The sequence below is a fragment of the Variovorax sp. HJSM1_2 genome, assembly GCF_049316285.1.
Taxonomy (GTDB): Bacteria; Pseudomonadota; Gammaproteobacteria; order Burkholderiales; family Burkholderiaceae_C; genus Rhodoferax_B.
This window is the reverse complement of the sequence record NZ_JBMOXA010000017.1, coordinates 36150-56340: the sequence shown is the minus strand read 5'-3', so window position 1 is coordinate 56340 and position 20191 is coordinate 36150. Positions and strand designations below refer to the sequence as shown.

General features: G+C 62.0%; 20 protein-coding genes and 1 pseudogene. 13 read left to right on the top strand and 8 right to left on the bottom strand.

Annotated features, from left to right (window positions below; translation table 11 throughout):
* Nucleotides 1–227 precede the first annotated feature (227 nt).
* From ACFQ95_RS17835 to ACFQ95_RS17820, 4 genes are all read right to left on the bottom strand, one after another.
* On the bottom strand, nt 228–488 hold the full coding sequence (locus tag ACFQ95_RS17835) for a CPCC family cysteine-rich protein (protein ID WP_422833108.1): 261 nt from the start codon (nt 486–488) through the stop codon (nt 228–230).
* 85 nt (nt 489–573) lie between these two features.
* A complete protein-coding gene (locus tag ACFQ95_RS17830) occupies nt 574–1062 on the bottom strand; it encodes a HEPN family nuclease (RefSeq protein WP_422833106.1) in 489 nt (162 codons plus the stop codon).
* Nucleotides 1063–1126: 64 nt separating this feature from the next.
* A complete protein-coding gene (locus ACFQ95_RS17825) occupies nt 1127–1906 on the bottom strand; it encodes a hypothetical protein (RefSeq protein ID WP_422833104.1) in 780 nt (259 codons plus the stop codon).
* Nucleotides 1907–2004: 98 nt separating this feature from the next.
* The gene (locus ACFQ95_RS17820) at nt 2005–2373 is read right to left on the bottom strand and encodes a hypothetical protein (protein WP_422833102.1); all 369 of its coding nucleotides are present in this window, start codon (nt 2371–2373) and stop codon (nt 2005–2007) included.
* Nucleotides 2374–2586: 213 nt separating this feature from the next.
* Between ACFQ95_RS17820 and ACFQ95_RS17815 the strand changes: the two are divergent.
* Nucleotides 2587–2928 (top strand): annotated as a pseudogene (locus ACFQ95_RS17815) (Crp/Fnr family transcriptional regulator); the annotation flags it as partial.
* Between the two features lie 15 nt (nt 2929–2943).
* Here the strand turns inward: ACFQ95_RS17815 and rpe are convergent.
* Complete coding sequence (gene rpe, locus ACFQ95_RS17810) at nt 2944–3630, bottom strand: ribulose-phosphate 3-epimerase (RefSeq protein ID WP_422833101.1); 687 nt, start codon at nt 3628–3630, stop codon at nt 2944–2946.
* Nucleotides 3631–3800: 170 nt separating this feature from the next.
* On the opposite strand from rpe, the gene apaG reads away from it, so the two are divergent.
* The 9 genes from apaG (at nt 3801) to ACFQ95_RS17765 (ending at nt 13092) form a co-directional block, all read left to right on the top strand.
* Nucleotides 3801–4226 carry a Co2+/Mg2+ efflux protein ApaG gene (gene apaG, locus ACFQ95_RS17805; RefSeq protein WP_422833099.1) on the top strand — a complete coding sequence of 142 codons (426 nt, stop codon included), beginning with the start codon at nt 3801–3803 and terminating at the stop codon, nt 4224–4226.
* Nucleotides 4227–4253: 27 nt separating this feature from the next.
* Nucleotides 4254–6230 (top strand): site-specific recombinase, encoded by a 1977-nt coding sequence (locus ACFQ95_RS17800; RefSeq protein ID WP_422833098.1) that lies wholly within the window; start codon nt 4254–4256, stop codon nt 6228–6230.
* 185 nt (nt 6231–6415) lie between these two features.
* Nucleotides 6416–7093, top strand: a complete 678-nt coding sequence (locus ACFQ95_RS17795) for a MarR family winged helix-turn-helix transcriptional regulator (protein ID WP_422833096.1) — start codon at nt 6416–6418, stop codon at nt 7091–7093.
* A complete protein-coding gene (locus ACFQ95_RS17790; protein ID WP_422833094.1) occupies nt 7086–8339 on the top strand; it encodes a cation:proton antiporter in 1254 nt (417 codons plus the stop codon). Before ACFQ95_RS17795 ends, ACFQ95_RS17790 begins: the two co-directional genes overlap by 8 nt.
* Nucleotides 8336–9460 (top strand): YbdK family carboxylate-amine ligase, encoded by a 1125-nt coding sequence (locus tag ACFQ95_RS17785; RefSeq protein ID WP_422833092.1) that lies wholly within the window; start codon nt 8336–8338, stop codon nt 9458–9460. The genes ACFQ95_RS17790 and ACFQ95_RS17785 overlap by 4 nt, the downstream gene beginning before the upstream one ends.
* A 93-nt stretch (nt 9461–9553) precedes the next feature.
* Entirely contained in the window at nt 9554–10840 is a 1287-nt protein-coding gene (locus ACFQ95_RS17780; protein WP_422833090.1) for a cation:proton antiporter, read from the top strand.
* Nucleotides 10841–10858: 18 nt separating this feature from the next.
* Nucleotides 10859–11857, top strand: coding sequence for a thiamine-phosphate kinase (gene thiL, locus ACFQ95_RS17775; RefSeq protein WP_422833089.1), 999 nt, complete (start codon nt 10859–10861; stop codon nt 11855–11857).
* A 9-nt stretch (nt 11858–11866) separates the two neighbouring features.
* A complete protein-coding gene (locus ACFQ95_RS17770) occupies nt 11867–12313 on the top strand; it encodes a CoA-binding protein (protein ID WP_422833087.1) in 447 nt (148 codons plus the stop codon).
* A 74-nt stretch (nt 12314–12387) separates the two neighbouring features.
* The gene (locus tag ACFQ95_RS17765) at nt 12388–13092 is read left to right on the top strand and encodes a hypothetical protein (protein ID WP_422833085.1); all 705 of its coding nucleotides are present in this window, start codon (nt 12388–12390) and stop codon (nt 13090–13092) included.
* Nucleotides 13093–13102: 10 nt separating this feature from the next.
* Here ACFQ95_RS17765 and ACFQ95_RS17760 read toward each other — a convergent pair whose 3' ends face one another.
* A complete protein-coding gene (locus ACFQ95_RS17760) occupies nt 13103–13693 on the bottom strand; it encodes a rhomboid family intramembrane serine protease (RefSeq protein ID WP_422833083.1) in 591 nt (196 codons plus the stop codon).
* A 117-nt stretch (nt 13694–13810) separates the two neighbouring features.
* Between ACFQ95_RS17760 and hemE the strand changes: the two genes are divergently transcribed.
* Together hemE and priA are read left to right on the top strand one after the other, a co-directional pair.
* A complete protein-coding gene (gene hemE, locus ACFQ95_RS17755) occupies nt 13811–14917 on the top strand; it encodes a uroporphyrinogen decarboxylase (RefSeq protein WP_422833081.1) in 1107 nt (368 codons plus the stop codon).
* 414 nt (nt 14918–15331) lie between these two features.
* The gene (gene priA, locus ACFQ95_RS17750; RefSeq protein ID WP_422833079.1) at nt 15332–17476 is read left to right on the top strand and encodes a replication restart helicase PriA; all 2145 of its coding nucleotides are present in this window, start codon (nt 15332–15334) and stop codon (nt 17474–17476) included.
* 3 nt (nt 17477–17479) lie between these two features.
* On the opposite strand, the gene ACFQ95_RS17745 is transcribed toward priA, so the two are convergent.
* A complete protein-coding gene (locus ACFQ95_RS17745; RefSeq protein WP_422833078.1) occupies nt 17480–18445 on the bottom strand; it encodes an AEC family transporter in 966 nt (321 codons plus the stop codon).
* Nucleotides 18446–18539: 94 nt separating this feature from the next.
* A complete protein-coding gene (locus ACFQ95_RS17740) occupies nt 18540–18722 on the bottom strand; it encodes a hypothetical protein (RefSeq protein ID WP_422833076.1) in 183 nt (60 codons plus the stop codon).
* Between the two features lie 18 nt (nt 18723–18740).
* On the opposite strand from ACFQ95_RS17740, the gene ACFQ95_RS17735 reads away from it, so the two are divergent.
* Nucleotides 18741–20177, top strand: a complete 1437-nt coding sequence (locus tag ACFQ95_RS17735) for a methyl-accepting chemotaxis protein (RefSeq protein WP_422833074.1) — start codon at nt 18741–18743, stop codon at nt 20175–20177.
* The last annotated feature ends 14 nt before the right edge of the window (nt 20178–20191 follow it).

The window sequence follows — 20191 nt, the reverse complement described above, 5'->3', positions numbered from 1 at the left end:
TTGCCCGCCACGGCCCTGTGGTTTCACCCCAGACCGAATGACGCCAAAAGCTTTTTCGCCAACTCACCTGCCGCTCCTGGCGGATAGCCACGCCAAACCTCGCTGGGTGACGTCGGAGGAGCGGAAAAAAAACAAACCCTGGCACCAAAGACCAAAACAGATGCGGTGCTATGAGGCCCAACGCATGAATTCAGCGGTTGACGCAGCCAGCCCGGTGGAATGAACTGTTAGACCGCATCTGGCATCTCCTCAGGCAATGGTGGGCGAACATGCGGAAGGTCCTGCCGACGAGACGCGCCAAACGCCCGGTAGTTGGCACGTCCCACCGTAAGGCTCAAATTGCCATTGGGCCCACCGAGTACTTTGTCTGCGTCATCGTCGTCCTGACCGTCATCTTCCCAGAAACACACGACACAAATTTCGTAACCGCCACGTTCGCCTAGCGTCTGGAACCTGCAGCAGGGGCATCGCAGAGGAAGATCACGCATAAGTGCCATTCGGTGTAACGATTACATTCAGCCGCACCGTTCGGCGTCGGCTGGAACGAAAGGTTAGACCGCATACGAAGCAACCTCAAGGCCGCGCGACCGGGTAGCGCTTCGCAAGCGCCGACTCATTGAGAAGCAAGGCGACAAACTGCATGGCAATGCGCTCAAGTTGTTCGACTGTGAGGCTAGCTCTCCAAGTGACTGCGTGGCTACGGGGATCTGTATTCCAGATGGTTAGTCCCGCAATTTGGCCGTCGCTACCCGCGTTGAATTTCATATTGAAGTGGGCAACAGCGTTGCGAAGATAGCGAACGAGTTGCTTGAGATTTTTGGCTTGAGGGTAGTTGCCATCAAGTCTCGGAATCGGCCAGCCTTCCCGCTCAAGTTCGTCTAGAGGAACCTCTGGCAGAGCATCCACATAGCTCTGTTGTGGAAACACTAGCAAGCCCAGCATTGAGTTGACCAGTGCCGTAACTTCAAAAATCTCCACACCACTCTCCTGTAGGCGGCGAAGAGCAAGCAGGTTTGAACGCGTGCGATTCGCGAAGTCTTCGACTAAGGCGTGGTAGTCCATGATCGGCTCTTTGGTTTAACGTTCAAATTCAGCGGCGTCGTCAGGCGTCCGCAGGAATGCAGGGCTAGACATCACCGGCGGCGATGTACCGATTACCGTTGACTTCAGGCAACTGTGGCTCCTGGCTGCCTGATGAGATACCAACTAGGATTAGGACTCTAGGCCCACCGTTCCTATCGATATTTCCCTTAACTCTATCCAGAACTTTGGCATCGGTTTCTAAGTCGAAGCCGCGAAAGAAACGATTGACAATCTGATATGAAAGGGGAACGCCGAACTTATGTAGGTCTGTTGTGTACTTACCTTGCTGAAGGGCAGTCCGCGCTGGCAGACACACGCAATGCGTGAACGGTAGTACTTCTCCATAGCGGCGGCGATAGTAGTAATCCTCAAACTGAACGGACCAGTTGTCCATACACGCTGAGACGTTCTCGTAGTCGTAAAGCAGCAGTTGCGCGCTAGGGGCCTTTGAGACGATCTTCTTCAGTTGACTAGTCTTCGCAGAAGAGAAACTACCTTTTCCAAGGTCGCGGCGCTTTGCTTCGAGTAGGCCAATACCTTCAAGAGTCTCGTTCGACCAAGTTGTCAGCCGCACGAGAACACCGATATCTCCGAAGTCAGTCTCTTCAGGAAGGCGAAGTTTTCGGAAGTCCCAGATGATCTTGAATGGCCTGTCAAGGCCTTCGAGGTTCACAGACTGATGCCGTTGAAATAGTTCGTCGCAGAGCGAGAAGGTGATGTGATTCTCGTCCCATGAACTCGGATGACACCGGCGAATCACGTCCGTTATCGACTTCTCTACCTGATGAAAGTACTCGGCGTAATGCATGTGGTGGATCTGCATAGACCAATATTTGTGTGACGTCTAACGTTGGAATTCAGCGGCTGCCGAAGGCAGTCCGCTGAAATGACGGGTTGGGCGTCACGCGGACTGGCACTGAACTACTCATGGATCTTGTAGTTCTTTGGTGCGTGTCCGCTGCGATAGTCTTGAGTGAAGGCTTCGCTGACACCAGTAAGACGTTCGGTCGATGGCTCCGTTAGCCGGGAGCTAATGTTGTAGTGCGGATACTTTCCACGGATCTTTGGATGCAGGTGCGCAGCAACCTCAACATCGCTTTGCGACACATACCGGCCACCCCATTTCTCGATGAGATGCTTGAGTGGCCTCGTAGTGCGAGTTGCGCCTTGAGTATTAACTTGTGCATCAAGCCAAGCGTATGCAATACGCACACAGTCGTTGTGCTCGTGAAGAGCATCTTTCAATTTCAACGATTGAATAGCTTGCTCAATTTGAGCGTCGGTAAGCATGAGGCTCCTTCGATTCTGGTGGCGCCCAACTATCAATAGACGGCCTACACCCTAGTTGTATCGGTCGCCTAAATCAACGCCATTGCCCTCCAAACAACAACTGACGCCAGTCTGAATGTTTAGCCATACCTAAAATTTTCCGGATGAATTCCTCTGGGCGAGTTTTTGCCCGATCTGCGGATCGAGGCATGGTTTCTCCGCTCCGGATTCAAATCCATCAGCGTCAACCGCTTCATGATGGACCAACTCAACGAACGGCTGGGCCAGTTCATCGCCGCACGCGCCATCGACCGCATGCAAAGCCCGGATGTGCGCGTGGCGCTGAGCCTGGCCTCGCTGTTCAACCCAGTGCTCTACCCCGGCGTGGGCGAGACGCTGCGCATCACGCAACAGGAGCTAGCTTACCTGGTGGGCTTGTCGCGCCAGCGGGTGAACGAGGCACTGAACGTGCTGCAGGCGCGCGGCAGCATCCGCATTGAATACGGCGGCGTGCGGGTCATGAAGCTGGAAGCCTTGTACGCCGCAGCCGAAGACCTCGACGCCGCCGAGAGCTAAAAGCGATCTAGCGTTTTAGACGGTGGCCAGCGCGTCGCGCATGCTGCGGATCACCGCCGCATAGTCGGGCTTGCCGAAGATCGCACTGCCGGCCACAAAGGTGTCGGCGCCGGCCGAGGCCACGCTGGCGATGTTGTCGATCTTGATGCCGCCGTCCACTTCCAGGCGAATGTCGCGGCCGCTGGCGTCGATGCGCTTGCGCGCCTGCTCGACCTTGCGCAGTGCCGAGTCAATAAAACTCTGGCCGCCAAAACCGGGGTTGACACTCATGATCAGGATCAGGTCGAGGTCGTCGATCACCCAGTCCAGCACATCCATGCTGGTCGCCGGGTTGAACACCAGCCCGGCCTTGCAGCCCTTGGCCTTGATGGCCTGCACACTGCGGTGCACGTGTTCGGTGCCTTCGGGGTGGAAGCTAATCAAGTCGGCACCCGCGTCGGCAAACGCGGCGGCCAATGCATCCACCGGCTTCACCATCAAATGCACGTCGATGGGCACGGCTGTGCCGTCGGCCTGCTTGGCATGCGGCTTGAGCGCGCTGCAAATCATCGGCCCAAAGGTCAGGTTGGGCACGTAATGGTTGTCCATCACGTCAAAGTGGATCCAGTCGGCACCGGCCTGGATGACGTTTTTAACTTCGTCGCCGAGGCGGGCGAAATCAGCCGACAATATCGACGGCGCGATGCGGTATTGGGTAGTCATGAAATACTCGTGGATTGACGTTTTAATGCCGGCGGGTTCTTCACATCGCGAAACGCAGCCGAGCCGCGCGCCTACAAAAATCCCAACCAGACCCTGGTAAAAGTGCAGATGCCCTGCACTTGCCCTTAGCCTTGCATTTTCGCAGGATGTCCCCATCTGAGAGCGCACCCATGTCCAAATACCAATTCGACGTTGAAGTGCATTCGGCGTACCTGCCCGAGCAGTCCGCCCCGTCGCACGCACATTTCGCCTATGCCTACACCATCACCATCACCAACCGCGGCGATGTGGCCGCGCAGTTGATCTCGCGCTACTGGCACATCACCGACCAGGAAGGCGGCATACAGGAGGTCAGGGGCCTGGGTGTGGTCGGGCATCAGCCGCTGCTCAAACCCGGTGAAGCCTTTCAATACACCAGCGGCTGCGTTTTACGCACCAGCCTGGGCAGCATGCAGGGCCATTACTTCTGCGTCGCCGAAGATGGCGAACGCTTCGAGGCGCCTATCCCGGCCTTTGTGCTGGACGCCTCCGCGCGCAGCGATGAGCGCCCCCATACCGACCACACCGACGTATCCGGCAGCCGCGTGCTGCATTGAGCGCCGTCTGAACATTTCCCCCTACGCATGACCCAAGGCCAAAATCCGCTAAGCACTTTTTTCTCTGCGCTGGATGCGCACGCCTCGCTGACCCAGCGCAACCTTTGGCTGATCCAGGTGGTGGCCTGGATACGCGGCCCCAAGGCCGAACCCGAACTGGCCACACAGCGCCTGCAATTGTTCATCAACACCGTCTCGGCCGATGCTGCGCTGGCGCAACGCCTGCAGGACTGGTGGCGCGCTTTACTCGAGTCCGTCGACGCCACCACCCTGCTGGCCGACTTTGGCTTTGCCCCGCGCTCCGCCTTCATCACCGAAGTGGGCGAGCGTCTGCGCCGCAAACTGCTGCCCAGTACCCCCGACACCATAGACGCCAGCGAGCTGTTTTCGCTGGTGTTCAACCACGCCGACGACACCCGCTGGCTCAGCGCCGTGACCGATGAACAGGCCACGGCCCTGGCTTCACTGCTCACCGGCTCGACCGGCCATTTGTCGCTGGCCGGGCGCAACACCGTGCTCGACGCCATCGCCTACTGCACCACGCAGATGCAGGCCGCGGGGTTCTCGTCCGAACTGCGCCTGCGCATGCATGCCAAGACCCTGGAGTCGCGGCCCTTCCATATGCTGGATCTGGATGTGCAGGCGCTGCGCGAATCCCTGGAGCGGCCGCCAGAAGATGAAGCCGGCTTGCCCAGCGTCACCCAACGCTTCCGCGCCCGGCTGGACGCGTGCCGGCACGCCGCCGCGTCGGTCTACACCCATCTCGAAGAAAACGGCATTTCGGTCGGCATGGTGTTTCGCCTGCGGCAGATGCGCGAACGTGTGCTGCGCATCCGTGAACTGCTGGAACTGCTGCAGCCCGCCAGCGCCGGACCGGTGACGCTGCGTTTTGTCGCACGCATGGCTTTGCTGGGACGCGACCGCAGCAGTCTGCGCGCGCTGGTGGCAGCCAACTCCACACTTCTGGCGGCCAAGGTCACCGAGCGCAGCGCCGAAACCGGCGTGCACTACATCACCCGCGACAGCGCCGAGTACCGCAGCATGCTGCGCAAGGCGGCCGGCGGCGGCGCGCTGACGGGGCTGACCACGCTGCTGAAGTTCCTGATGGCCGGCCTGGCGCTGTCGGCGTTCTGGAACGGCTTCTGGCTGGCCATGATGTATGCCGGCTCGTTTGTGCTGATACAGCTGCTGCACTGCACGCTGGCCACCAAGCAGCCGGCCATGACGGCTCCGGCACTGGCCGCAAAGCTCAAGACCTTGTCCACGCCAGGGGCGGTTTCCGCCTTCGTCGACGAAGTGACCTACCTAGTGAAATCACAGGTGGCGGCGGTGCTGGGCAACGTGGTGGCGGTGTTCCCGGTGGTGCTGGCCATCAGTGCGGCATGGCAGTATTTTTTCGGCCATGCGCTCATAGACACCACAACCGCACACCATGTGTTCGACACGCTGGACGTGCGTGGCGGCGCGCTGCTGTTTGCCGCCTTCACGGGTGTGCTGCTGTTCTCCGCCAGCATCATCGCCGGCTGGGCGGAAAACTGGTTTGTGCTGCACCGGCTGGACTCGGCCCTGCGCTACAACCCGAGCATCACGCGCTGGCTGGGCCACACACGTGCCGACCGCTGGTCGACCTTTTTGCGCGCCAACATTTCCGGCTTTGCCTCCAACATCTCGCTGGGCCTGATGCTTGGCCTGGTGCCGGCGTTTGCCACCTTTTTCGGCCTGCCCCTGGACGTGCGCCATGTCACGCTGTCCACCGGCCAACTGGCCGCGGCGGTGGCCGCCATGGGCTGGGATGTACTCGACAACCCGCAACTGTGGTGGTGCCTGCTGGCGATCCCCTTCATCGGCCTGTTGAATCTGCTGGTCAGCTTCTTCCTGGCGTTTCGGCTGGCCCTGCGCGCCCACAGCGTAGGCCGAGCCGACCGGCTGCGCATCCGCTCGGCGATCTGGGCACGGCTGCGCCGCGAACCCTTGAGCTTTCTGCTGCCCACCAAGCAGCGCTAGCGCAGGCAACGCGACTGACGGACGCCCCAATCAAGCCATCAACCGCGTCGCCGCGCTTTGATCCAGGGTAATCCCTGGTGGCCGCTTGCGCACACGTTTTGTAGGTCTTTGCCTGCAAATACGAGGACCACGCGGTCCTAGAATGGTTCCGCCCATCCAAATACTTTTAATCGGTAAAACCGTCGATGAAACCATCCTCTACCGGTCCGGCTTCATCCAGCCCAATGCCCAGCACCGCGCCAGCACCGGCCGCCGTTGCGGCGCCGCGTGGCGATCAGGAGGCTGAAGCCCTCAAAGCCTTGCGCAGCCTTTTCTGGGCCGCGCAGGAAGACTATAGGCAACTCGAACAGGCCACCGGCCTGTCGTCGGCCGAAGTGCGCGCCTTGACGCTGGTGGCACAACACCCCGGACTCACGGTGTCTTCGCTGGCCTCGAAGATGCGGCTAAGCCTGCCGTCCATCAGCAACATGCTGCGCCACCTGGTGGCCTCAGGACTGGTCACGCGCACACGACTGGAGAAAGACCAGCGCACCGTGCTGTTGCACGCCACGGCGCAGGCCCAAGCCCAGCTGTCACAAAGCCGTGGCGGCGGCAGTGGCCTGCTGAAAACGCTGATCGATGAACTCGACGATGTCGGCTTGCAACAACTCAACGGCGGCTTGCGGGCCATGTTGACGCAATTGGGCTCACAAAAACTCGATGCCGACCCGCTGCCGGTGACGGCACTGCGCGAAGGCGACGCCTTGCACACCAGCGCACCACTGCCCGCCACCACGCCGCGAGTGCCTGGCGACGAGTCCTTGTACAACCGTTCGCAAAACAGCCTGGCATCACCCACGCCTGGAGACACGCCGCATGAATGAATTCCTGGCCTTCTGGAGCGAGGGTGCCGCGCCCACTGTCGGGTCGGCCACGGTGGCCTGGTCGCTGTTGCTGGCGGTGGCCGCCGTGGTGGGTTATCTGGTGCGCCGCTATACCGGCCTGCCCAAGGTGGCAGGCTACTCTGTGGTGGGCGCCATCGCGGGTTTTTTTGGCTTCACCGGCGTGGTTTGGCCACTGCAGGGCAATGGTCTGTTTTTGCTGGAACTCGGCGTGGCGGTGGTGCTGTTCGAGGCCGGCGCACGGATCTCGCTGCGCTGGTTTCGCCACAACCCCATGGTGTTGGTGCAAAGCCTATTGGAATCGGCAGCCACGTTTGCAGGCGTTTATTGGTTGTTGAGCAGCTTCGGCCTGGAGCCCAGCCTGTCACGCAACCTGGCCATCGTCTCCATGGTGGCCTCGCCCGCCGTGTTGACACGTGTGGTGATGGATTCCAGGGCCTCGGGCCCGGTCACGGAACGCGCGCTGACGCTGTCCACACTCAACACCTTGTACGCGCTGACCCTGGGCACGGCCATGGCCGGACTGGACACACCACACGCCGACTGGCTGGCCACCATGTACCCCATCGTGCGGGTGTTCGGCATGTCCATCATGGTGGCGGCCATTGCCACATTCGCCATGCGCTCTGCCTTGCGCGTGATGAGCCCGACCAGCGAAAACACCTCCATGCTGCTGCTGGCGCTGATTGCCGCCGGTGCGGCCAGTGCCGCCTCGCTCGGTGGATCGGCCGCGCTGGCCGCGCTGCTGACCGGCATGCTGCTCAAGCAACTGCATCCACGCCCCTGGATCTGGCCGCGCCAACTGGGCACCGCCGGCGCCATGCTCACCATGCTGATGTTTGTGCTGGTGTCCACCGCCGCGGCACAGGCGCCGTGGCAACACGCGGCCGTGATCATCGCGCTGGCGCTGGTGGTGGTGCGTGCGGCGGCCAAAATCGTGGCCGTGTCGCTGGCCAGTTTTGGCAGCGGGCTCAAGCCACAACAGGCGTTGTGGGTGGGCTGTGCCATGTCCCCCATGTCGTCCGTGGCGTTGCTGCTGACCTCGGTGTTCGCCACCGCCTCACCCGCACTGGCCATGCAACTCACCGCCATTGCCCTGCCTGCCATCCTGCTGATGGAAGTACTGGGCGGTTTTGTCGCCACCGTGGCCTTGACGCGTGCCGGTGAAGCCGCGCAACCCTGGATAGGTGTTACACCGAGCAACAGCAAACGTGGAGAACTGGCATGAGTTTGGGCCCTTTTCAGCCATCGGCCGCGTTGTCATTGGGCGTGGAGTTGGAGTTGCAACTCGTCAACACCAACGACTACGACCTCGCCCCCTACGCCGACGACATGCTGCGCCTGATGGCCAAACACAAGCTGCCCGGCAGTGTGGTGCCGGAGATGACGTCGAGCATGATCGAAATCTCCACCGATGTCTGCCAGTCGGCCAGCGACGTGTTGGCGCAACTCACACCGCTGCGCGACGCGCTGGTGCAAAGTGCTGACAAGCTGAACATTGCAGTCACCGGCGGCGGCACCCATCCATTCCAGATGTGGCATGAGCAGCGTATCTACGACAAGCCACGCTTTCGCGAGCTGGAAGACCTGTATGGCTACCTGTCCAAGCAGTTCACCATCTTTGGCCAACACGTGCACATTGGCTGCCCCGATGCCGACAGCGCCCTGCTGATGCTGCATCGCATGTCGCGCTACATCCCACACTGCATTGCACTTTCGGCTTCATCACCTTTTGTGCAGGGGCAGGACACGGCATTTGACTCCGCACGGCTCAACTCGGTGTTTGCGTTCCCGCTCTCGGGCCGTGCGCCGTTTGTGCTGCATTGGTCAGAGTTCGAAAACTTCTTCGACAAGATGACGCGCACCGGCGTGGTCAAGAGCATGAAGGATTTTTACTGGGACATACGCCCCAAACCCGAATACGGCACGATTGAAATCCGCGTGTTCGACACACCGCTCACGGTGGAGCGCGCCGCGGCACTGGCCGGCTACGTGCAATCGCTGGCGCACTGGTTTTTAGAAGACCAGCCGTTTACGCCGCATGAAGACGACTACCTGGTCTACACCTACAACCGTTTCCAGGCCTGCCGCTTTGGACTCGACGCGGTGTATGTGGACCCGGTCACAGGCGAACACATGGCGCTGCGCGACCACATCCAGTTCACCATGGGCCAGATCGAGCGCCACGCGCAAGCCGTGGGCGCCACGCAGTCGATACAGCTGCTGAAAAACGACGTGTCACGCAACCACAACGACGCCCGCTGGCTGCGCACACGCCAGAGCCAGGAGCAACTCCTGGCCGAGGTGGTGCGCCTGTCTTCACGCCATTTCAGAGGCGCCGGCGCCTAAGCCTTGTGAGCAGATCAGCCCGCTATCATGTGGGCTTGTTTTCTCCTAAGGGCACCAATGGAATTTTTGCCAAATTGGCCTCTTGAGAGCAATGTGCTCCTGTTCTTTGGCTTTCTGCTGTTTTGCGGCTCCATTGGCGGCTATTTCGCCCACCGTTGGCCCTGGCTGCCCAGCATCACCGGCTTCATGTTGGTCGGCTTCATCGCCGGCCCCAACGTTCTGCATTTGGTCAGCCACGAAGCATTGGCGCAGTCGCGCGTCATCATCGATGTGGCGCTTGGCCTGATCCTCTACCGCCTGGGTCTGTCGCTTGACATCAAGGCTTTGGCCAGAGACCGCTCGGTGCTGGGCATGGCGCTGGTCGAAAGCACATTGACCTTTGTGCTGGTGTACTTCGGCCTGGGCTTTGTCGGCATCAGCGGCCTGCCCGCGGCCGTGATCTCGGCGATTGCCATCTCGTCTTCACCGGCCGTGCTGATCCACGTGGCCCACGAACTCGGCGCCGCAGGCCCTGTGACCGAACGCACCAAGTCGCTGCTGGCGCTGAACAACGTGTTCGCGTTTGCAGTCTTCTCGGCACTGCTGCCCGGCCTCTACACCGAATCGGGGTCGTCCATGGGCACCACCATCATGGCGCCGCTCTACCAGTTTTTCGGCTCCGCAGCCTTGGGTGCGGTGGTGGGCTTCGCATTGCACCACGCCGCGCGCCACACCAAAAACGCCAACCAGTACCAGTTGGCGCTGGTGGTGGGAGCGGTCACGCTCACGCTGGGCGGCTCCATGCTGCTGAAACTCTCGCCGCTGTTTGCGCCACTGGTACTGGGCGTGGTGGTGCGCAGCATAGAACGCAAGAACCTGATTGCCGACATCGAATTCGGTCCCCCGTTCGAGCTGTTTTTCATCGTGTTGTTTGTCAATGCCGGTGCCGGCCTGCACATTGCCGAAATGATCAACTACGCTGCGGCCGCAGGGGTGTTTTTGCTTTGCCGCGCCGTGGCCAAATGTGTGGGCGTCACGGTGACCGGGCTGGCCTTCAAGCTGCCCGCACGCCAGGCCATCACCACCGGGCCGCTGCTGCTGCCCATGGCGGGACTGGCCATAGGCCTGGTGAACACCATGACCGACCTGTTCCCCAAAGAGGCGGCGATTGTCGGCTCGGTGGTGCTTGCCGCCGTGGCGGTGCTGGAAACCATTGGTCCACCGATCGCGTCCCGCGCACTGCGCAGTTCGGGAGACTCCATGGGCGTGCATACCAACAGTTCCGTGGCGGCAGGACATGACAATGCAGACTCTGCACCCACCTCTAACGCTCCTACCGCCCCCAGCACCACCACGACCGATGGCGCAGCCGCCGCGACCGTTCCCGTTCACCCCAGCTAACACCATCAGACACTCCCCATGGGTGAATTCGACCTTATTGCCCGCTATTTCACCCGCCCCGTACGCGAAGCCGTGCTTGGCGTGGGTGACGATTGCGCGCTGCTTGCGCCCAAGCCGGGCACGCAGCTGGCCATCTCCAGCGACATGCTGGTCGAGGGCCGCCACTTCCTCAGCACCGTAGACCCGGCGCGCCTGGGCCACAAGGCGCTGGCCGTCAACCTCAGCGACCTGGCGGCCTGTGGCGCCAAGCCTCTGGCCTTCACCCTGGCACTGGCCTTGCCCAGCGCCGACGAAACCTGGCTGGAGCCGTTCTCGCGCGGCATGCTGGCCTTGGCCGACGCCCACGGCTGCGAGTTGATTGGCGGCGACACCACACGCGGCCCACTCAACATCTGCATCACGGTGTTTGGCGAGGTGCCCAAGGGGAGCGGCCCCAGCAGCGGCATTACCCAAGCCCTTTTGCGCAGCGGCGCACTTGCGGGTGATGACCTGTACGTGAGCGGCACCCTGGGCGATGCACGCCTGGCACTGGAGGTGTTTCGCGGCACGCTGTCGCTGCCCGAAGCGCTGTTTCAACAAGCCCGTTTGCGCATGGAACAACCCACGCCGCGTGTCGCCCTGGGCCAGGCTTTGCGTGGCATTGCCAGCGCAGCGGCGGACGTCAGCGACGGCCTGCTGGGCGACCTGGGCCACATCCTCCGCGCCTCGGGCGTTGGCGCGTCTATCGACGCCACGGCCGCATCTGATTTGATAGCTGCTTGCGCTCACCCAGATTGCCCAGAAGACCTTTTTTCCTTTGAGCAAAAGCTGAGCCTGGCTTTGGCCGGGGGCGATGACTATGAGCTGGTATTCAGCGCGCCAGCCGCTGCACGTGATGCGGTGCTGGCCGCCGCCGCGTTGGCCCACACGCCCGTCACACGCATAGGCCGGATCGAGGCCGTGGCCGGCGTGCGGGTGGTGGATGCGCAGGGCCAACTGCTGGCCCAACAGTTCGACTCGTTTGACCACTTCAAGTAAGGCGTCACCATGCCCAGCAACCACCCCGACAGCGTGGCGCAAACCATGCGCCAGATCTTTCAACAGACGCGCAGCATCGCCGTGGTGGGTTTGTCTCCCAAGCCGCACCGCGACAGCTTCTCGGTCTCGGCCAGCATGCAGCGCCACGGCTTTCGCATCGTGCCGGTGAACCCCAACGCCACGCAGATTCTGGGCGAACCCGCCTACGCCACACTCGCAGCCGCGGCGGCGGCGCAGACACAGGCCATAGACCTGGTGAACTGCTTTCGCAACAGCGCCGACATTCCGCCCATCGTCGACCAGGCGATTGCCATTGGCGCCAAAGCCATCTGGCTGCAACTCGGCATCGTGCATGAAGAGGCCGCAGCCAAAGCCGAGGCCGCCGGCCTGCTGGTGGTGCAGAACCGCTGCATCATGGTGGAGTACGCGCGCCTGTCGGCCCAGGGCGGTTTGTAATCTGCGAGCTTGGCGTGGCGCAGCGACCATCTTCCTTCAGCCGCCGGCAATTGCACCGTTGGAGCCTGGGCGCCATGGCGTTCACCAGTCTGGCGGGCTGCACGGCATTTGACACGCCCGCCGATCCGCACAAGCCGGTAGCAGGCGAGCCCGCCTCGGGCGGCGAGATCGCCCAGTCGGACATCAACCGCATTGCCACCCTGGGCATGCGCGACAACTTTGCCAGCCTGATGCGCTTGGCCGACAAACTCTACCGGCGCAACCCGGCAGAATGGCGCAAAACCAGCAGCACCAGCCGCGACGAGGCGCTGGGCCAGATCCGCGGCGCCATCGAGTCGCGCCTGCCGTGGAGCGAGCTCAAAGGCCAACGCGACATCAAGGCTCTGGCCTTCGCCCTCAACCCCGACTTCAACGGCGACCGCGTGGCCGCTTTCATTGTGGCCAATGCCGACATGCTGGTCACCGCCCATGGCGGCAAAACCTCGTTCTATCTGCTCGACAGCCTGGACGCGCAACACATCTTCAATGCCGCGCGCAACATGGAGATTGCGGCCTGGATGTTGTCCAACCGGCGCAATGCCGCCGGGCAGCCGCTGCTGCTGGCCGATGAGATCAACGCACAAGACCGCAACCTGAGCTTCGAGCGCGAGTTTGGCAAGATCATCGGCCGCCTGGACCTGCTGGCCGCGGCCGTAACCGAGAAATACCGCCGAGCGGTGATCACCTATGTGCAGAACATGGTGGGCGGCGTGTTCCTGCAGTTTTTGCCGGTGCGCTGACCGGCAGGGCCTACTTCCAGCGGCTGCCAAACGGCAGCAGCCCGCGCCAGTAGCGAATCGTCAACCAGCCGCCAAGCAAACCGCCCAGGTGCGCAAAATGCGCCACGCCGCTTTGGGTCCCGGTCACCCCCAGGAACAACTCCAGTGCGCCGTACAGCAATACAAACAGCCACGCCGGCATGGGAATGGGCGGAATCAGCGGGGTGATCCTGGCACTGGGGAAGACCATCGCAAAACCCAGCATCAAACCAAACAAACCACCCGAAGCACCAATCACCGGTGCGTTGCTGCCCAACATGCCATTGATCAGCAATTGCAAGCCCGCTGCCCCCAGGACGCTGGCGAAGTAGAACGTGGCGAAACGGCGCGGCCCCCATACCGATTCCAGTTCCCGGCCGAACATCCAGACGCCGAACATATTGAATGCCAGGTGCGTGAGCCCACCGTGCAGGAACGCATAACTCAGCACCTGCCAGGGCACGAACAGGCCCGAGCCCAGCGGCCACAAGGCAAACCACTGGGTCAACATGCGACCCATGAACTGGTCGAGAAAAAACGCCGCCACGTTGACGACGATCAAGGCTTGGGTAATAGGTGGCATAACAGCGGTGGCTAAAAAGGCTTGCTCAGGAACGGACAGCAGGATGCTGGAAGGCGTAGAAATTGGTGCGGCGTTTATCCGCGAAGTTCCATCATGCCAGCCTGCGACAATGCGCCCATGTTTGCGCCACTTCAAAACGACAGTTTCCTGCGCGCTTGTCTGCGCCAATCAACCGACCACACCCCCATCTGGCTGATGCGCCAGGCGGGGCGCTACCTACCGGAATATTTGGCCACGCGCGCCAAGGCCGGCAGCTTCATGGGTCTGGCCACCAACACCGATTACGCCACCGAGGTCACGCTGCAGCCGCTGGAGCGTTTTCCACTCGATGCGGCGATTCTGTTCTCCGACATCCTGACCGTGCCCGACGCCATGGGCCTGGGCCTGAGCTTCGCCGCTGGTGAAGGCCCGCGCTTCGCTCACCCGGTGCGCGACGAGGCCGCCGTGCAGGCCCTGCAAGTGCCTGACCTGAACAAACTGCGCTACGTGTTTGATGCCGTCACCAGCATTCGCAAAGCCCTGAACGGGCGCGTGCCACTGATAGGTTTCTCGGGCAGCCCGTGGACGCTGGCCTGCTACATGGTCGAAGGCCAGGGTTCGGACGACTACCGCCTGGTCAAGTCCATGCTCTACAGCCGCCCCGACCTGATGCACCAGATGCTGCAGACCAATGCCGATGCCGTGGCCGCCTACCTGAACGCGCAGATCGACGCCGGCGCCCAGGCGGTGATGATCTTCGACAGCTGGGGCGGTGTGCTGGCCGACGGCGCATTCCAAACCTTCAGCCTGGCCTACACCCAGCGCGTGTTGCGCCAACTCAAGACCACCGGGGCCGACGGCGCGCAGGTGCCACGCATCGTCTTCACCAAGGGCGGCGGGCTGTGGCTGGACGACATGGCGCAACTCAACTGCGAAGTGTTAGGCCTGGACTGGACGGTGAACCTGGCCAAGGCGCGTGCGCAGGTGGGCGGTGCAGCGGGCGGCCCGGGCAAGGCGCTGCAAGGCAATATCGACCCGAATGTGCTGTTTGCGCCCCCGGCCCAGATCGAGGCCGAAGCCCAGAAGGTGGTGCAAAGCTTTGGCAAACCCCACATGGGCGAAGGCACAGGCCCCACACATATTTTTAATCTGGGCCATGGCATCAGCCAGTACACCCCGCCGGACCACGTGGCGGCGCTGGTGGCGGCGGTGCATGCCGCATCGCGGCGCATCCGTGCGGGTTGAAAGCGGACCGATATTGGCTAGGTTGAGGGCACAACCAAACCCTCAACCAAACCTGCATACGGGGCCTGCGGCCTGCGGGCGTATACCATGAAATCCCCAAAATCCGGCTGCCGCCAGCCTTACTTATGCACAAAAACCGGGCATGTGAGATAAGTCCTAAGGCCCCATAAGCTAGTGATGCTATGAAACCAATAGCTCACGTAAGTATTTGATTTATATACGATTTAACTTTTGCATTTTTTTCAGGCAATCCAACGAATGCGTTGATTTACAAGGCTTCGCAGGGTCTCAAGGTCAGATATCAACAAAGTTATCCACAGAAAACTTGGATGCCTGTGAATAGAGCCCAAAATCAATGACTTAGCGCGGCTTTCACCAGAACACATCAACACCAAGCGCCAACTCTTACAACGCATGCCGCACCCCGTTTCCATCGTTGTCCAAACACCGGCCCACAGTGCCGTGGCCGGGCCGCTGAGCTACCTAAGTGAGTCCCCGCTCTCACCAGGAACCTTGGTGCGCGTACCACTGGGCAAACGCGAGACATTGGGTGTAGTGTGGGATACACCGCCTGAAGATGCCGCCGTCGCCACCACAGGCGAGCTCAAACACACCAGCGCGGTGCTGGACGGCATTGCACCGTTATCAAGTTCGTGGCGCAGATTGGTGCAGTTTGCCGCCCAGTACTACCAGCGCGGCATGGGCGAGGTGGCCTTGGCGGCGCTGCCGCCGGCTTTGCGCGATTTGAGCGCGGTGCAACTGGCCCGGCGCTTGAAGCGCGCCCCGGCCAAAAAGGCAGCCGCAGCAACCGCCAGCAGCGCCGACCTGGGCAAGCCTTTGAGCCCCGAGCAGACCCAGGTCATGGCCGAACTGCAGACCCAGCCCGGGCCGTTTCTGCTGTTTGGCGCCACCGGCAGCGGCAAAACCGAGGTTTATCTACAAGCCGTGCAGCAATTGCTGGACGCCGACCCGGCCGCCCAGGCGCTGATCATGGTGCCCGAGATCAATCTCACACCGCAGTTGGAGGAACGCTTTCGCGGCCGCTTCGAGCCGCGTTATGGCGCGGCCTCGGTGGTCGCCATGCATAGCGGGCTGACACCGCCCCAGCGCCTGAAAAGCTGGCTGTCGGCACACCTGGGCCCGTTGAATGGCGGCGCACGCATCGTGCTGGGCACCCGCATGGCGGTGTTTGCGTCCATGCCCCGGCTGCGGCTCATCGTGGTCGACGAAGAACACGACCCGAGCTACAAACAACAGGAAGGGGCACGTTATTCGGCACGCGACATGGCCGTGTTCCGCAGCAAGCTGGAGTGCGACATGGCCGGTGCAGAGGCGGGCACTGGACACTGCCGCGTCATCCTCGGCTCGGCCACGCCGTCGATTGAGAGCTGGCACCACAGCCGCCCCGCCGCAGAAGGCGGGCGCTACCAGCGGCTGGCTATGCCGTCGCGTATTGGCGCGGGCGCCCTGCCCAAGGTGCGCCTGGTGGACATGAACCTGCAGCGCCGCAAAAGCGTGTTTGCGCCTGCATTGATCGAAGCCATCCAGCAGCGCATCGCCCGCGGCGAACAAAGCATGGTGCTGTTGAACCGGCGCGGCTATGCTCCGGTGCTGGCCTGCGGCAGTTGCGAGTGGAAAAGCGAATGCCCCAACTGCAGCGCCTACCGCGTATTCCACAAGATAGACCGCAGCCTGCGCTGCCACCACTGCGGCTTTGCCGAGGCCGTGCCGCGCCACTGCCCGGCGTGTGGCGACCCGGACATCGCCCCGATAGGGCGCGGCACCGAGCGCCTGGAAGAACACCTGGCCGAACTGCTGGCGAACGTGGAACACCCGCAAGGCCGGCCCGTGCGTATTGCGCGCATAGACGCCGACAGCACCAAACACAAAGGCACGCTGGAAACCCAACTGGCCGAGGTGCACACCGGCGAGGTCGATGTGCTGGTGGGCACACAAATGATTGCCAAGGGCCACGACTTCAGGCGCATCACCCTGGTGGCCGCACTCAACCCCGATGGCGCGCTGTTCTCCAGTGACTTTCGCGCGCCCGAGCGCCTGTTCAGCCTGCTGATGCAAGCCGGTGGCCGCGCCGGACGTGATGCCGCCCAGGCGGACGCCAGCGAAATGTGGGTGCAAACCCAGCACCCGCAACACGCCTTGTTCGCCGCGTTACGCCGCCACGACTACCCGGCCTTTGCCAAGGAACAACTCGCCGAACGCCATGGCGCCCACATGCCGCCGTTTTGTTTCCAGGCCCTGGTGCGCGCCGATGCGCGCACGCAAGAAGCCGCGCAAGCCTTTCTGAACCAGGCCAGCGCCGCCGCCGTGGAAGCCGCGTTGCCCGGCACCGACCAGGTCACGCTTTTTCCTGCCGTGCCCATGACCATCCAGCGCGTGGCGAATGTGGAACGTGCGCAGATGCTGGTGGAGTGCCCCACGCGCAGCGCGTTGCAGCGCTTCTTGTCGGCCTGGCAGCCGGTGCTGCGCGCCACCCGCAGCCACCCCGAAGCCAAGGGTTTGGTGCGCTTTGCGGTGGATGTCGATCCGCAGGCGATCTAGCGCTTAACCCAGCCAGGCGACGGCGCCGGAGAACGTAAAAAACGCCGCCGCAGTCGAAATCAAGATGATGCGTGCGATACGCCCGGTATCGGCACCAAACCGCTCGGCCAGCAGCGACACATTGCTGGCGCTGGGCAGCGCCGCCGCCAGCACCACCATGGTGAGCGCAAAGTGGTCCAGCGGCACACCTAGGGCGATGGCGCCAAAACCCACTGCAGCCACCAGCAAGGGGTGCAGGATCAGCTTGAACAACGCCACCGGCAAATAGTCGCGCAACAGCAGCGGTGCGTGATGGCCGTGTGCGGCCACGGCTTGTGAGCGCGCCAGCACCGCCCCAATGGTGAACAGCGCCACCGGCGAAGCCGCATCGGCCAACATGCCTATGGTCTGGTTCAGCGGCTGCGGCAATTGCAGTTGGGTGGCCGAGGTCAACACGCCCAGCACGATGGCCCAGGGCATGGGGTTCACCGCCACGCCGCGCAAGGCCCGGCGGGCAGCCTTGCTCGCACCGTGTTCGTCCGCGCCATCCAAACGCGACAAGGCAATACACAGCGACGAGGTGAACAGCAGATCGACCACGATGGTCAACATGGCGGGGCCCGCCGCCTTGGCGCCAAACAAGGCCACCAACAGCGGCACGCCCATGAAGCCGGTGTTGGGGAACGCCGCCACCAGCGCGCCAAAGGCGGCGTCGTTCCAGCGCACACGCGTATTCAGGCTGGTGCGCACCACCAGTGCGACCATCAGCAAAGCGCACAGCAGATAGACCGCAAACAGTTTGAAGTCGAGCAGCCGCGCCAGCGGCGTGGTGGCCCCAAAGCGGTACAACATACACGGCAGCGCAAAGTACAGCACAAAGCCGTTAAGCCCCGAGATCGACTCCAACGGCAGCCAACGCCGGCGGGCGGCAATGTAGCCGGCGAGCACCAGCGCGAAGAACGGAAAAGTAACGGTTAAGACATTCAGCACGGCGCAATTGTCGCCTCGGAAACAGCTTGTGGTGACCGCACAACCATGCCTCTGAACCCGAGTTTCCCTGGGCATACAAACAGGTTTCATCCTGTTACGATGAATTTTCAAAAAGAATAGCGTGCATGCCGAAGGCGCAAGTAGCTTCCCTACAGTTGCCACCGGAGACCGTGCCATGCTTAAGAGCCTGCAAAACCTCACGATCGCCAAAAGGCTCGGAGTTCTCAATCTTGGCGCCCTGATAGGCGTCGTCCTGCTCACCCTGTTCATGCTCCATTCGGAGCGCACCTTGATCATGGATGAGCGCAAAGCCAGCGTGCGACAGAACGTGGAAGTCGCGCACAGCCTGGTCAACTACTACTACACGCAGTCCACCAGCGGCAAGCTGCCCGAGGCCGATGCCAAGAAGCAGGCCATGGAAGCGCTGCGTACCTTGCGCTACAGCGGAAACGAATACTTCTGGATCAATGACTTCACGCCCGTGATGATCATGCACCCCTTCAGGCCCGACCTCGAAGGCAAGGACCTGAGCGAAAACAAGGACCCCACCGGCCTGCGTTTGTTTGTCGAATTTGCGCGTGTGGCCAAGGCCTCGGGCGCCGACTTCGTGCTTTACATGTGGCCCAAACCCGGCGCTGAAAAGCCGGTGCTCAAGGTGTCCTACGTCAAAGGCTTCACGCCTTGGGGCTGGATCATAGGCTCGGGTGTGTACGTGGACAACGTGGACGCCACCATACAGTCGCGCGCCGTCACCATGTGCATTTTTGTGGCGGTGTTGCTGGTCATTCTGCTGCTGGTCGGCATGGTGATTGCGCGTGGGCTGATGCGCCAACTGGGTGGCGAGCCCGCAGCCGCATCCCACCTGGCCGACGAAATTGCCCAAGGCAATTTGACGGCAAACATCGACCTCAAGCCGGGCGACGACAGCAGCATGCTGTTTGCCATGCGCACCATGCGCGACAACATCGCCAACATCGTGGGCGAGGTGCGCCAGGGCACGGAGACCATCAACCTCGCGGCGGGTGAGATTGCCGCGGGCAACAACGACTTGTCGGCCCGCACCGAACGCCAGGCCAGCTCACTCGAGGAAACCGCCGCATCGATGGAAGAGCTGACCGCCACCGTCAAACAAAACGCCGACAACGCGCGCCAGGCCAGCCAGTTGGCGGCTTCGGCCTCGCAAGTGGCGGCCAGGGGCGGCGCGGTGGTGAACGAGGTGGTGGAGACCATGGCCACGGTCAACTCTTCGTCGAAAAAGATTGTCGACATCATTGGTGTGATCGACGGCATTGCGTTCCAGACCAACATCCTGGCGCTGAACGCCGCCGTGGAAGCGGCGCGTGCCGGTGAACAAGGCCGTGGTTTTGCGGTGGTGGCGAGCGAAGTGCGCAGCCTGGCGCAACGCTCGGCGGGGGCTGCCAAAGAGATCAAGACGCTAATCCACGACTCGGTGGAAAGTGTAGAGAAAAGCACCGCGCTGGTCGATCAGGCGGGCGCCACCATGACCGAAGTGGTGACCAGCGTGAAACGCGTGACCGACATCATCTCGGAGATTGCCGCCGCCAGCCAGGAGCAATCACAAGGCATAGACCAGATCAACCAGGCCATCACCGACATGGACACGGTGACGCAGCAAAACGCCGCACTGGTCGAAGAATCGGCCGCCGCTGCGTCGTCTATGCGCACACAGGCCGAGAAGCTCACGCAGTCCGTGAGTGTGTTCAGGCTTTAAAAAGAATAGCTGCT